Source organism: Nocardia grenadensis NBRC 108939, assembly GCF_001613445.1.
Taxonomy (GTDB): Bacteria; Actinomycetota; Actinomycetes; order Mycobacteriales; family Mycobacteriaceae; genus Nocardia; species Nocardia grenadensis.
This window is the reverse complement of sequence record NZ_BDCJ01000006.1, coordinates 220,265-233,495: the sequence shown is the minus strand read 5'-3', so window position 1 is coordinate 233,495 and position 13,231 is coordinate 220,265. Positions and strand designations below refer to the sequence as shown.

General features: G+C 68.9%; 12 protein-coding genes. 2 read left to right on the top strand and 10 right to left on the bottom strand.

Features of this window, described 5'->3' with window-relative positions; translation table 11 throughout:
- Positions 1–85: 85 nt before the first annotated feature.
- The 5 genes from NGR01S_RS08025 to NGR01S_RS08005 form a co-directional block, all read right to left on the bottom strand.
- On the bottom strand, positions 86–2,308 hold the full coding sequence (locus NGR01S_RS08025; protein ID WP_063035533.1) for an ATP-dependent DNA ligase: 2,223 nt from the start codon (positions 2,306–2,308) through the stop codon (positions 86–88).
- Positions 2,309–2,358: 50 nt separating this feature from the next.
- Positions 2,359–2,601, bottom strand: a complete 243-nt coding sequence (locus NGR01S_RS08020) for an antitoxin (RefSeq protein ID WP_063035532.1) — start codon at positions 2,599–2,601, stop codon at positions 2,359–2,361.
- Between the two features lie 34 nt (positions 2,602–2,635).
- Positions 2,636–3,784, bottom strand: coding sequence for an MBL fold metallo-hydrolase (locus tag NGR01S_RS08015; protein WP_157107163.1), 1,149 nt, complete (start codon positions 3,782–3,784; stop codon positions 2,636–2,638).
- Positions 3,781–4,506, bottom strand: coding sequence for an enoyl-CoA hydratase (locus NGR01S_RS08010; protein ID WP_063035530.1), 726 nt, complete (start codon positions 4,504–4,506; stop codon positions 3,781–3,783). Before NGR01S_RS08010 ends, NGR01S_RS08015 begins: the two co-directional genes overlap by 4 nt.
- Before the next feature lie 149 nt (positions 4,507–4,655).
- Positions 4,656–5,513, bottom strand: a complete 858-nt coding sequence (locus tag NGR01S_RS08005) for an aldo/keto reductase (protein WP_063035529.1) — start codon at positions 5,511–5,513, stop codon at positions 4,656–4,658.
- Between the two features lie 117 nt (positions 5,514–5,630).
- Here NGR01S_RS08005 and NGR01S_RS08000 point away from each other — a divergent pair, with 117 nt between their 5' ends.
- Complete coding sequence (locus NGR01S_RS08000) at positions 5,631–5,909, top strand: helix-turn-helix transcriptional regulator (protein WP_084480478.1); 279 nt, start codon at positions 5,631–5,633, stop codon at positions 5,907–5,909.
- Positions 5,906–6,454, top strand: a complete 549-nt coding sequence (locus NGR01S_RS07995; protein ID WP_063035527.1) for a hypothetical protein — start codon at positions 5,906–5,908, stop codon at positions 6,452–6,454. The genes NGR01S_RS08000 and NGR01S_RS07995 overlap by 4 nt, the downstream gene beginning before the upstream one ends.
- Positions 6,455–6,494: 40 nt before the next feature.
- Here the strand turns inward: NGR01S_RS07995 and NGR01S_RS07990 are convergent, their stop codons facing one another.
- From NGR01S_RS07990 to NGR01S_RS07970, 5 genes are all read right to left on the bottom strand, one after another.
- Positions 6,495–8,045 carry an acetyl-coenzyme A carboxylase carboxyl transferase subunits beta/alpha gene (locus tag NGR01S_RS07990; RefSeq protein WP_063035526.1) on the bottom strand — a complete coding sequence of 517 codons (1,551 nt, stop codon included), beginning with the start codon at positions 8,043–8,045 and terminating at the stop codon, positions 6,495–6,497.
- Between the two features lie 73 nt (positions 8,046–8,118).
- Positions 8,119–8,721: a GTP-binding protein gene (locus tag NGR01S_RS07985; protein ID WP_174372388.1), complete on the bottom strand. Its 603-nt coding sequence runs from the start codon at positions 8,719–8,721 to the stop codon at positions 8,119–8,121.
- On the bottom strand, positions 8,702–9,076 hold the full coding sequence (locus NGR01S_RS07980; protein ID WP_063035525.1) for a DUF742 domain-containing protein: 375 nt from the start codon (positions 9,074–9,076) through the stop codon (positions 8,702–8,704). Before NGR01S_RS07980 ends, NGR01S_RS07985 begins: the two co-directional genes overlap by 20 nt.
- 7 nt (positions 9,077–9,083) lie before the next feature.
- A complete protein-coding gene (locus tag NGR01S_RS07975) occupies positions 9,084–9,497 on the bottom strand; it encodes a roadblock/LC7 domain-containing protein (protein WP_030522784.1) in 414 nt (137 codons plus the stop codon).
- Entirely contained in the window at positions 9,494–13,219 is a 3,726-nt protein-coding gene (locus NGR01S_RS07970) for a sensor histidine kinase (RefSeq protein ID WP_245664481.1), read from the bottom strand. The genes NGR01S_RS07975 and NGR01S_RS07970 overlap by 4 nt, the downstream gene beginning before the upstream one ends.
- Positions 13,220–13,231 lie beyond the last annotated feature (12 nt).

Below are 13,231 nucleotides of genomic sequence, written 5' to 3'. Positions count from 1 at the left end.
GTCGTACTCCTTGCTCGAACTCGCTCGAACATCACAGTACCCAGCGGATTCGACACAGGGGTGACATCACCGGTGGCGACGGCGCTCACAGTTCGCCCAGCCACGCCGGATGCCAGAGCCGGCCGGTCTCGGTCCAATCCATGTAGCGCACAGTGCCTTCCACCTTCGGCGTCACCCAGATCGCGTCGCGGCGTTCGTCGGCCGACATCTCGTTGACGAACGGGCTGGTCTTGCGTTCCAGCCGGTGCAGCCGGATGGCCAACTCGCGCATACCCGCGTCCCCGAATCCGGTGCCCACCCGTCCCGCGTACACCAGACCGTCCTCGGCGGGAATGCCCACCAGCAGTGACGCGAACGGACGAGCGCGACTGCGCCGCATTCCACCGACCACCACCTGCTGGGTCCGCCAGTTGCGCTGCTTCACCCACGTCCGGCCGCGGGTTCCGGGCAGATACACCGAATCGACCTTCTTGGCGACGACCCCCTCCACCCCGTCCAGTTCGCTCTGCCGCACGGCGTCCGCACCGCTGCCCGCGTACGGCGGCGGCACCCGCAGGGTGGGCGCGGTCGCGGCGAGTGCCTCCAGGACCCGGCGGCGGTCGCGGTAGCGTTTACGCAGCAGTGAGGTGCCGTCCAGATAGAGCAGATCGAAGGCCACGAATTCCGCCCGCCGCGGATTCGCCTTCAGCAGTGCGACGTTCACCGCGCCGTCCGGGTCGCGGACGATGATCTCCCCGTCCAGCACCACCTGGTGCCCGTCCAGATCGGCGGCCAGCTTCGCGAACTGCGGATACTGCGCGGTCACATCGTTGCCGGCCCGGCTGCGCAACCGGAACTCGCCCGCTTCGATCTCCACGATGAGCCGGAAGCCGTCCCATTTGCGCTCGAACACCCATTCCGATTCCGGTAGCACCGAAACATCACCGCTGGTGGCCAGCATGGGCGCCAGACCGCGCGGGAGGCCGGCCACGGGCGCCGGCTGCTCCTTCATCAGATGCATGAGCCACTGGTCCCCCTCGGTGCGGATCAACGCGTACCGACCGTTCAGCCGGGTCCCGCGCAGCACCACGATCACCTCGTCGTCCCGCCACTTCTCGGCCCAGTAGGTGCCGGTGTCCCATACCGACATCTCCCCCGCGCCGTACTCGCCGGACGGGATCGTGCCGTGGAAATCCAGATACTCGAGCGGATGGTCCTCGGTGTGCACGGCAAGCCGGTTCTGGCTCGGGCTGTCCGGCGGACCTTTGGGCACCGCCCATGAGACCAGGACTCCGTCCCGTTCGAGCCGCACGTCCCAGTGCAGGCGGCGCGCGTGGTGTTCGTGGACGACGAACCGATCCCCCGAGCCGCTCCGGGGCGGTGCGGCGGGTACCGGTTCGGGAGTCCGGGCCGGGTCCCGCATGGACCGGTACCTCGTCAGGGCGTCGTCGAGCGGCGGGTCCAGCCCGGCGAGCAGATCACCGTCGGACCGGTATCGGCGCAGTACCTCGTCGAAACGCAGCTGCCGCAGCGCCGTCGGGTCCGCTATCTCGTCCCAGCTGCGCGGCGCCGCGACGTTCGGTTCCTCCCGGCCGCGCAGCGAGTACGGCGCGATCGTGGTCTTCGCCGGATTGTTCTGGCTCCAGTCCAGGAACACCTTGCCCGCGCGGACCTTCTTCGCCATGGTGGCCGTCACCAGATCGGGCAGCAGTTTCTCCAAATTCTCCGCCACCTGTTTGGCCACCGTCGACGCACCACCGGGACTGAGCGTGCGATCCAACGGAACGTAGAGGTGGATCCCTTTGCTGCCGCTGGTCAGCGGGTAGGCGCGCATTCCGATCTCGCCGACCATATCCCGGATGCCCAGCGCCACCCGCGCGCATTCGGGCAGCCCCGCGCCCGGCCCGGGATCGAGATCGAACACCAGCCGGGTCGCCGGACCGCGCTCGTCACCGTCGAAGCGCCACTGCGGCACATGGATCTCCAGCGCGGCCTGCTGACCCAGCCAGACCAGCCCGGCCTGCGAGGAGATCACCGGGTAGCTCACCGCGCGGCCGGAATGCCGCTGGGTACGGCGCGGCACCCAGGACGGGGTGCCGGCGGCCAGATTCTTCTCGAAGAAGGAGGACGCGCCGACACCGTCGGGCCAGCGTTTGCGAGTGACCGGCCGGCCCGCCAGATGCGGCAGCATGGCCGGGGCGATCTCGAAGTAGTACTCGAGAACTTCGCCTTTGGTGGTGCCGGTCGCCGGATACAGCACTTTGTCCGGGTTGCTCAGCCGGACCTCGATATCCGGCTGTCCCGGCTCACCTCCGAAACTCCGGCGCACCCCGGATCACATCCGCGGGCGGACAACCCCGCTCGGCGCCGTGCGGTACCTCACGGACGCGGTTCCGGGCCCGGTCCGCCGGGCCGGCCCGGGCCACCGTCCGGATGTTCCGTCGGAACCACCTTGTGGGCGGCTTCCTTACCCTTCTGGATCTTGTCCGAGTACTTCCCCTTGGTCTTCTGATCGAGGAAATCCCCGGCCTTGTCGACCGCCTGGTTGATCTTGTCCGAGTTCTTGGCAGCTGTCTCCTGCCCCTTGCCGACCAGGTTCTTCAGGTTTTCCATCAAGCTCATAGCCGATTCCTTCCCTGTCACTGTGCGGAAGTGTTCACTCCATATCTTCCCACCACCGGCGCTCCGGCGGGAGGTCACGCGGATCGAGCCGCTGCCCGGGCACCGGTACCGCGATCTCGGTATCCGCCGCCGCGGCCGCGTCCACCAGCCGGCGGACCGGTTCGGCCCAGGGATGGGGCGCGAGGTTGAACGTCGCCCAGTGGATCGGCACCAGAACGCCGTGCTCCGGTTCACCGAGGCACAGATCGGCGTGCGCGCGCACCGCCTCCTCCGGATTCATGTGGATATCGGCCCAGTGCGGGTCGTAGGCGCCGATCGGCAGCAGGGTCAGATCGAACGGACCCCACTGCGCGCCCGTGGCCGCGAACGCTTTGGTGAATCCCGTGTCCCCGCCGAAGTAGGCGCGATGTTTCGGCCCGACGAGCGCCCAACCCGCCCAGAGGGTGGTGTTGCGGACCAGTCCGCGACCCGAGAAATGCCGGGCCTCGGCACAGACGATGGTGAGTTCGGGACGGTCGCCGTCGGCCGTGGACAGCGAATACGAGCAATTCCAGTCCAATTCGACGATCCGGGCCTCCGGCACGCCCCAGTGCCGCAGATGCGCACCGACCCCGATCGGCACCACGAAAACCGACTGCTGGGTGCGGACCAGCGTGGCGATGGTATCTGCGTCCAGGTGGTCGTAGTGATCGTGTGAGATGACCACCGCGTCCACCTGCGGCAACTTCTCCAGCGCGACCGGGACAGGATGGATGCGGGACGGACCGACCAGCCGGGAGGGCGAGACGCGCTCGCTCCACACCGGGTCGGTGAGCACCCGGTACCCGTCGATCTCGATCAGCGCGCTGGCATGCCCGTACCAGGTCACCGCGAGGTCTGCCGCCACACCCGGATGCTCGGGCCGGGCCAGCGGCACCGCGTCCTTCGGCCGGCCCGCGCGCATACCGGTCACCATGGACAACAGGCCGGTCGGGTTCTCCCGCACGACGATCGGGGCCGCGGGTTCGGTGTTGTGGAATTGGCGGTCGCGATAACTGCGCGCGCCCGTGGCGGTGGGCGCGATGGCGGACACGGACGCGCCGAGCGCGGCCGGCAGTCCGTCCAGGGCTCGGGCCACCCAGCCGAAGACGGTCATTCCGGCCAGGCCGGCGGCCGCGGCGGCGGCAGTGCGGGCCCTCATCATTTGCCCACGAACTTGGCGGGACGCTTCTCCTGCCGGGCCTGCCTGCCCTCTTCCGCGTCCGAGCTGGACCATGCTGCCTCCAGCGCGGCCTGCTGTTCGCGGTTGGCCGGATCCCGGGTGCCGTCGTCGTTGAGTTCGAGTTTCAGGTGCCGCAGCGACAACGGCGCCAGCTCGGCAATGGTTTTCGCCCAGCCCTGGGCGTCGGCCACCGTGCCGAGCCGGTTCGCGAAACCGAAGGTGTAGGCGTCGGAGGCCGAGATCGGCTCGGCCCCGAGCAGTACCGTCCGGGCGGGGCCGCCGCCGACCAGCGTCACCAGCCGGCGGGTGGTCCAGCGGTCCACCGAGATGCCCAGTTTCGCCGCCGGTATGGCGATATAGGAGTCCTGGGCCATCACCCGAAGATCCGCCGCCATCGCCAATTGCACGCCCGCGCCCAGTGCCGGGCCGTTCAGCGCCGCGATCACCGGGACCGGCATGGACTCGACCTCATGCAGCATGTCCAGCAGGGCGTCGAGGAACTCGGTGGAGTACACACCGTCGAGATCCGCGCCCGCGCTGAACACCGAGCCGCTACCGGTGATCACGATCGCCCGGGAATCGAGGCGGGCATTGGACAGCGCCTCCCGCAGCCGGGTGACCAGATCCAGGTTCAGCGCGTTACGCCGTTCCTCGCGCTGTAGTTCGATGGTGACGACGTCGCCGTCACGGCTGACCCCGAGCATGTGTGTCCTTCCCCGCGGAACGAATACCGATACAACCGCCGATAACGAGGCGCTACTGCCCACTCTGCCACAGGAGCGTCACTCGTCCGGGGAAGCCGACACGGGTCATGGCCGCGCGGCCGTCGGCCGCGCGGCTACCGGCGTCGGGTTCAGTTCTCCAGGCCGAAAGCGAAGGTTTCCGGGTCGGCGCCGGTGCGCTTCCCGGAGTTCAGCGCGGAGATCGCCGCCACCTGATCGGCCGACAACTCGAACCCGAGAATGTCGAAGTTCTCCACGATCCGGGCCGGGGTCACCGATTTCGGGATCACCACATTGCCGAGTTGCAGATGCCAGCGAATGATCACCTGCGCCGGCGTGCGGTCGACCTCATCGGCGATCCGGGTGATCACCGGATCGTCGAGGACGGCGCCCTGGCCGAGCGGGCTCCACGCCTCCGTGGCGATGGCGTGCTCGGCGTGGTACTCGCGCAGTTCGGGCTGGGTCAGCCGGGGGTGCAACTCGATCTGGTTCACCGAGGGCGTTTCCCCGGTCTCGGCGATGAGCCGCTCCAGGTCGGGGATCCGGAAATTGGAGACCCCGATGGAACGGACCCGGCCGTCGGCCTTCAAACGCTGGAACGCGCGGAAGGTGTCCACGAAACGGTTCGCGGCGGGCACGGGCCAGTGGATGAGATACAGGTCGAGGTAGTCGAGCCCGAGCCGCTGCATGCTGGCGTCGAACGCCCGCAGCGCGGAGTCGTAGCCCTGGTCGGCGTTCCAGAGTTTCGTGGTGACGAAGACCTCGTCGCGGGGTAGGCCGAACTGCCGGATGGCACGCCCCGTGCCCTCTTCGTTCTCGTAGATCGCCGCGGTGTCGATACTGCGGTAACCCGCGTTCAGCGCGGCGGTGACAGTGTCGAACACCTGGTCGGCCGGAACCTGGAACACCCCGAAACCGAGCTGTGGGATCAAGCTCCCGTCGTTCAACACGATCGGAGGAACTACACCGGTCTCACGTCTAGTGGTCACCGCCTCGACGGTAGAAGCGCTTGGGCGGCAGGTCAACGAACGGCCGGCCCGTGTCCATCGACCACCCGGCTACAGATCCACTTGACATATCGTTGTGTTTTTACAACACTTCATTGCGTGAGCCCAGTAAGGCGCGGGGAAACACTACCGATCTTCAACCGGATCGCAGTACTGCGGGCCGAACACCGCATGTCGCGTGCGGCCCTGGCCGACGCGGTGAACGTCAACCCCCAGACAATCGGCGCGCTCGAACGCGGCAACCACTACCCGAGCCTGGACCTCGCCCTGCGGATATGCGAGGTGTTCCGGCTGCCGGTGGAGGCGGTGTTCTCCCGAACCGAATTCACCCCCTTATCGGCCGAGGTGTACTCCCGCGAGAAAGGACAGCAGCCATGACCGCCGCCACCGAACCGACCACTCTGCTCGACCGATACCAGGCCTACCGCGTACGGCGCTGGCTCGTCCGGAAGAAGCAGATCGCCGGGATGCTGCCGGGCTGGCGTACCACCCCGCGTCGCCGCGCCCTGGTGGTGCTGGTGATCGCCGCGCTCGCCGCGCTCTTCGTCACCGGCGTGCTCTGCGCGTTCGGGTTGGCGTGGGCCGCACTGTTCGCCGGACTCAGCGCCCTGGTCTTCCTGCCGTCCTGGACGATGCTGCGGATCGTCTCGCAGGCCCAGGACAACGCACCGGCCGAAACGCTGGACGAGATGGAGTTCGCCCAGCGTGAGAAGGCCCGGTCGTTCGGTCTGTCCGTCACCCAGGGCCTGACAGTGTTGCCGCTGATGTATCTCGTCTGGAGCGGGGCACTGTTCCCCGAAGCGGACGCCTTCCGCACCGCCTACGCCGGCGGGGTGATGGTCCTGGCGACCCTGCTCGCCGGCGGCTGCGCCCCCGCGATGATCCTGGCCTGGAATCGCTCCGAGCCCGAACCGGAGAACTGACCGCCGCTCGCGGCACAGGGGTTCCGGCCACTGTTTCCTCTCAGTCGGTACTCGGCTCCTTCGGCCGACCGGTCCCGCCGCGTCGGGGCGGGACCCCCAGCCGGCGGTAACGGCGCTGCCGGGTCGCCAGCCGTTCGGCGGGTGATTGCGCGTTCAGCCGGTCGAGTTCCGCGGCGATCGCCGCGACGGTGCGGCGCGCGAACTCGACCGGTTCGTCCGCGGCGTCGGGATACTCCGGCACGATACGGTCCACGATCCCGTCGGCCAGCAGATCCGCCGATCGGATACGTTGCGCCGCGGCCATTTCCGGTGCGTGCTCGGTATCGCGATGGACGATCGCGCTGGCCCCCTCCGGCGGAAGTGGTGCGAGCCAGCCGTGCCTGGCCGCCAGCACCCGGTCCGCCGGGAGCAGCGCGAGCGCGCCACCGCCGGTTCCCTGGCCGAGCAGTACCGAAACCGTCGGGGTGTCCAGCGTTACCAAATCGGCCAGGCAACGTGCGATTTCGGGCGCGAGACCCCGCTCTTCGGCCTCTTGGGACAGCGCGGCGCCGATCGTATCGATCACCAGCACCAGCGGTAGCCGCAGTTCGGCCGCCAGTTGCATACTGCGGCGCGCTTCCCGCAACGCCGCCGGGCCCATGGTGTGCTCGGGGTCCTGATGGGCCCGGTCGTGACCGAACACCACACACGGCCGGCCGTGGAACCTCGCGAGGGCCAGCACCACGGTACGATCCGCCTCCCCCTGCCCGGTGCCGCTGAGTGGGACCCGCTGGGTGGTGCGCCGGAGCAGTTCGCGCAGTCCCGGGCGATCCGGCCGACGGGAGGCGACAACCGAATCCCAGGCCCCGATCGCGGCCTCGGTCTCCGGGAACTCTTGCGCGACAGCCGGTTCCGCCTCGGTGGACGCCCGTGCCCGGCCGCTGAGAACGCTCAGCGCACGAAAGGCGATACGCCGGAACACCGGCACCTCGACGACCCCGTCGATCACACCGTTGCGGTACAGGTTCTCCGCGGTTTGCACACCATCGGGAAACGGATGACCGTAGAGCGCCTCGTACACCCGCGGCCCGAGGAAACCGATGAGCGCGCCCGGTTCGGCGAAGGTGATGTGTCCCAGCGACCCCCAGGAGGCGAACACCCCGCCCATGGTGGGATTGCGCAGGTACACGACGTAGGGATGACCGGCCGATTTATGGGCGGCCACCGCCCCGGCGATCTTCACCATCTGTACGAAAGCGAGAGTGCCCTCCTGCATCCTGGTACCGCCGGAGGTCGGCGAGGCGACCAGCGGCAACCCCAGTTCGGTGGCACGTTCGACAGCAGCGACGATCCGCTCGGCCGCGGCGACCCCCACCGAACCGGCCAGGAAGCCGAACTCGCACGCGATGACCGCGATACGGCGACCACGTAACAGTCCCTCGCCGGTGAGCACCGATTCGTCGGTTCCCGCCGCCGCGCTCGCTCGGGCGAGCGCGGACCGGTAGGCACCGGCCCGCGCCATGTCCAAGGGCGCGGAATCCCAGGTCACGAAGGAATCGGGATCCAACAGCGCCTCGAGTAGCTGCCGGGCGCCGATTCGCGACGACGTCATCCGAGCCGCCCCGGGGCGCTCGGCACCGCAGCTGTCCACACCGACACGCCGACCAGTATGCCGGGCAGCCGGATCAGTAGCCCCGGGTGACCTTCTGCAGCGCGTATTCGGTCAGCCGCACGAGCGCCTCCTTGGCCGGTTCCCGGCGGCGCGCATCGATCGGCATGATCGGCACGTCGGCCGGCACCGCCAGCGCCTGCCGGATGTCCTCGATCGGGTACTGCGGGGCGTCGTCGAACTGGTTGAGCGCAACGAGGAACGGCAGATTCCGCGCCTCGAAGTAGTCGACCGCCGCGAAACTGTCCTCCAGCCGCCGGGTGTCGATCAGCACGACCGCGCCGATCGCACCGCGGATGAGGTCGTCCCACATGAACCAGAAACGGTACTGGCCCGGAGTGCCGAATAGGTACAGCACCAGATCCTCGGCCAGGCTGATCCGGCCGAAGTCCATTGCCACCGTGGTGGTGGATTTGCTCTCGATACCCGCGAGACTGTCGATCCCGGCGCTGGCATTGGTCACCAGAGCCTCGGTTCTCAACGGGACGATTTCCGAAACTGCCCCCACCAGCGTCGTTTTGCCCACGCCGAACCCGCCTGCGACCACGATCTTCGCCGAGGTCGGCTTGGTCTGGCGGGTATCGACCTGTGCCGTCGAATCATATACGCCGGAGTCCACTAAGAACCCTTTCGATCAGCTCGCGACGTTCATCGTCGCTGGAATCGTCTTTCAATGTCGCCGAAACGCGGACATGCCCGGCTTCGATCAGGTCCGCTACAAGTACACGCGCCACCCCGATCGGTATACCCAGTCGAGCCGCTAGTTCGGCGACCGACGGCGACTCCCTGCACAACTCGACTATCGAGTTTTCGATATTGCTCAGTTCGTACTGGCGTTCGAGCGAAATGGGATGGGACGCGACGAGAGCCTCGAGCGCCAACTCCACCTTCGGCCGGGTACGACCGGCGGTCAGCGAGTACGGGCGCACGAGACTGGGCTCGAAGCCTCCCACGCGGTGATCCTCTATGTCCATCCCACCATCAGGAACCCATCGTGACGCGTGGGGTGGCCTGAACTGTCTGGCCTACGCGTTCGACCAACAAAGCCATCTCGTAGCCGACCTGTCCGATATCGCAGGACGTATTGGTCAGGACCGCGAGATAGGACCCGTCGCCCACCGCCATCAGCAGCAGGTAGCCGTGCTCCATTTCGACAACGGACTGCAGAACCGTGCCGCCTTCGAACAGATTGGACACACCCACCGAGAGACTCGCCAGGCCGGCCGTGACCGCCGAGAGCTGCTCGGCCCGGTCGACCGGTAGTTGGGCGCTCGCCGCCATCAACAGGCCGTCGGCCGAGACAAGAACGGCATGGGCTACGCCAGGAACCTCGCCTGCGAAGTTCGAAACCAGCCAATCCAACTGACGGTTCGTACCACCTAGTTCGGGGTTCATCGGTCTCCTTTGTCTCCGGTTAGGTTCATTGCTCTCATTGCGCGGCCATCCCGAACACCTTGCTGGTGCCGACTCAAACTAGACCGGATCGTCTCGGGATTGCGACTCGGCGTCCGTTCCTGGGCGCCGCTGACAGCGCCGGGTACCAACCGGACACCCGGATTACGCTGCGGCAGACCGGCCGCGGTGCGGGTCTCGGGCTCGGCTTCGCTGGCCCGCCGGGCCGCCGTCCAGCCCTCGTCACCCGGGGAGTCGAAGGACGCGACGGCCTGGGAACGATCGGCGTCCGAATCCGACAGCCATGCCGACATCATCTCCGCGAAGATGGGCGTCCCGCCCAGCACGCTGTCCGTCTCCTCGGCCGGCTGCAGCCGGGTCTGGAAGAAGGACGCCGTTTTCGCGGGATTGGACTTGTAACTGTGCCGTCCGGGTTCCCGCGCGGACGCCGGGCCCTCGGTGGGCTCGGTTGCCCGCGGCAGCGCGACACCCGGCGGGTTGTCGAACCGCTCGGCGGTGTACCCGCCTGGTTCCCGGCGCGGCAGCGCGCCCGGCTCGGCGGACGGGGCCTGCCGCCTCGGTGCCGCGGTCTCCCGCTGCGGCAGCGTGTTCGAGCGCTCCCGGGCCGTGTGGCCGCTGTCGCCCGGCGCTCCGCGCTGCGGCAGACCGCCACCGGCGGCCGGCCGCTGGGGAAGCCCGTTGCCCGGTGCTTCCCGTCGCGGCGGCAGCGCGCCCGGGCGCTGCGTCGGCAGTTCGCCGGAGCTCTCCCGGGCCGGCAACCCACCGGCCGCCGCCGGGCCACGCTGGGCCGGCAACTCGCCGGAGGTATCCCGGTGCGGCTGGCCGTTGGCGGTATCGCGCTGCGGCAGGCCCGACGCGGCGTCGCGCTGCGGCAGACCATTGGCGGTATCCCGCTGCGGCAGACCCGACGCGGCATCGCGCTGCGGCAGACCATTGGCGGTACCCCGCTGCGGCAGACCGTTGGCTCCGGGGTCGCGCCGGGTGGGCAGTCCGTCCGATGCGGATTCGGCGGCGGGACGCGGTTCCGGTTCCCTCCGGGCCGGACCGCCGGCAGCCGGCCCTCCGCGCTGCGGCAGCCCGGAAGCCCCGTTCTCGCGGGCCGGGGCACCGTTGGTACCCGGATCCCGCTGCGGCAGACCGCCCGGGCGCTGATGGCCCGGCTGACGTGTGGGCAACGATCCGGCCGGACGCGGCGGCGCGGCGGCTTCCGAGGCGGCCTCGGTGGGACGCTCGTCGGCCGGGCGAGCGGGCGCGGCGTCCCGGTGGCTACCGGGCGCTCCGTTCGCGCCGGGCTGGCGCTGCGGCAACCCGCCCATTCCGGCCGGACCACCCGACTGCGGTGCGCCGGCGGTGCCGGGCTGCCGCTGCGGCAGCCCGCCGGGGCCGGTCTTGGTCTCCCGCGGCGGCGGACCGCCCGCGGTCGATTCGCCCGGGGTACGCGGCGGCAGAGTCGGTGTGGCGCCGCCGCCGCTCGGCCCCAGATTACGTTTGGGCAGGCTGGCCGCGGCGAGTTTGCCGCGCTGGGCGGTGCTGCCGGCGCTGGCCTCCCGGAGACTGGTGGTGCCCTCGCCCTCGCGTGTACCACCGGCCATCGCGTTGCCCGGCTGCCGCTGCGGCAGCCCGCCCGAGCCGAGCGGCGCGGGAGCGGCCGGACGCTCCGGCGGCTTGGGCCGTTCGACGGCCGGCAGCGGCCCGCTCATACCTGGGTCGACGGTCACCATCATGTTCCCGGCGGCCGTACGGCTGATGCCACGAGTCTGCATCGACGGTGCGCCCGGCGCGTTGCGCAGCGCGGCCGCGGCGGCCTCGTCGGGGGACTGTTCCGGCTTCTTCTTCACGGCGTCGTTCGCGACGACGGCCTGCGGCCCGGAACCGGTCGCCAGTGGCAGGATCTGGGTCTCTCCGGCGACGATGAGGCTCATCGGGACGTGCACCGTGACGGTGACGCCCGGATCACGCGCGGTATCGAAGGTCGGCCGCAGCCGCACATTGAGGCCGTGCCGGTCGGCAAGCCGGCCCACGACGAACAGACCCATGTGGCGGGCGGTATCCGGCCCGGGTTCGGCGGTGCTCTCGAGCCGGCGGTTGATCTCGGCCATCTCGCTCGGCGGCATACCGATACCGCGGTCGGCGACCTCGATGAGCAGGCCCTGGTCGTGCGCCTGCGCGAAGGTGAACTTCACATCCGTCTCCGGTGGCGACGCGCGCAGGGCGTTGTCCAGGAGTTCGGCGAACAGGTGCGCCATATCGGAGGCGGCCGGTTCGATCAGCGCACCGCGCGGGGTGGCGCCGAGCTTGACCCGCTCGTAGTCCTCGACCTCGGAGATGGCGGCGCGCAGCACGTCGGCGATCTCGACGGGCGCGGATTTGGCGCGGCGCTGTTTGGTGCCGGCGAGAATCAGCAGGTTGTCGCCGTTACGGCGCATACGCGCGGCCAGATGGTCGAGCCGGAAGAGGTTCTCCAGCAGGCGCGGGTCCTTCTCGTCGTACTCCATCGCCTCGATGAGGCTGAGCTGGTGGTCGACGAGCGATTTGCTGCGGCGCGCCAGGGTTTCGAACATATCGTTGACCTGGGAACGCATCTGCGCCTGATCACTGGCCAGGCGCAATGCCTGACCGTGGATATCGTCGATCGCGCGCGCGAGCTGACCGATCTCCTCCTCGGACCGGATAGGCATCGGTTCGAGGGGTACTTCCTCCGGCGAGGCACCGGTACGGAGCTGGGCGACCTCGTCGGGCAGATCGCTTTCGGCGACCCGCAGGGCGGCCAGACGCAGCCGGTGCAGCGGCACGATCATCGACCGGGCCACGAACACCGCGAGCAGCAGGGCCGCCAGGATCGTCAACAGCACCACGATCGAGTAGATGACCGCGTCGGAGAGGGCCTTGTCGGCCATCTTCCGCACCCCGTCGTCGATCGAGGCTGTGGCCTCGGCGATCAGTTTGTCCGTCGTCCCGGTGCTGTCCAGCAACGACTGGCGGGCCTCGCCCAGTGGAAGCCGGCCGGCCTGCGCCTCGGGAGTTTCGAGCATCCCGGCCCGGTTGTCGATTCCTTGACGCAGGATCGCGATATCGGTGTTCTCGGCGCTGTAACGCTGACTCAGGATATTCAGCAGCGCGCGTTCGGTGTTGGTCGCGGTGCGGTAGGCCTGCTCGCCGGATTCCTGGTTGCGCAGCAGTTCCGCCGCGGCCGTGATCTCACCGACCATGGTGGACCGCAGGTTCAGCGCGTCGACGAGCCGGAGTTTCGCCGGGTCGATCGAAGCGTCACCGATCTCCCCGAGAATGGCCTCGACGGCCCGGACTCCGGCGTTACGCGCTTTGTCGAGGACCTGCACCGCTTCGTCCGGAGGCAGATTCGACGGGGCCATACCGCCGGCGCGCACTCCCTTCGCCTGATCGATCATCTCCGTGAGCGCCTGATTCGCGGCCGGTAGATCGTCGAGTTCGACGAGCGCGGATTCGGCCGCGGCGATCGCCTGGTCCAGAGCGGTGAGGTTGTCCTCGGTGACCATCGACCGGCCCGGCGCGATGGCGATCACCTGAGAGCCCGCCGTGGCGGACGTGGCAGTACTGAGATCGATAACGGACGGAACGATACTGACGTTCTCGGAGGCCGAACCCAGCCGGTTCGCGTTGCTCCATTCCGCCGAAATCCTGGAGACGCCGAGTCCGACCGCGACCGCCAACGGTACAGCCAGCACGGCCGTAACCTT

Excerpts from the sequence above, each read along its gene's own strand:
- NGR01S_RS08020 (WP_063035532.1), bottom strand. The coding sequence starts at position 2,601 with ATGAGCTTGATGGAAAACCTGAAGAACCTGGTCGGCAAGGGGCAGGAG.
- NGR01S_RS08015 (WP_157107163.1), bottom strand. The coding sequence starts at position 3,784 with ATGATGAGGGCCCGCACTGCCGCCGCCGCGGCCGCCGGCCTGGCCGGA.
- NGR01S_RS08010 (WP_063035530.1), bottom strand. The coding sequence starts at position 4,506 with ATGCTCGGGGTCAGCCGTGACGGCGACGTCGTCACCATCGAACTACAG.
- NGR01S_RS07995 (WP_063035527.1), top strand. The coding sequence starts at position 5,906 with ATGACCGCCGCCACCGAACCGACCACTCTGCTCGACCGATACCAGGCC.
- NGR01S_RS07990 (WP_063035526.1), bottom strand. The coding sequence starts at position 8,045 with ATGACGTCGTCGCGAATCGGCGCCCGGCAGCTACTCGAGGCGCTGTTG.
- NGR01S_RS07980 (WP_063035525.1), bottom strand. The coding sequence starts at position 9,076 with ATGGACATAGAGGATCACCGCGTGGGAGGCTTCGAGCCCAGTCTCGTG.
- NGR01S_RS07975 (WP_030522784.1), bottom strand. The coding sequence starts at position 9,497 with ATGAACCCCGAACTAGGTGGTACGAACCGTCAGTTGGATTGGCTGGTT.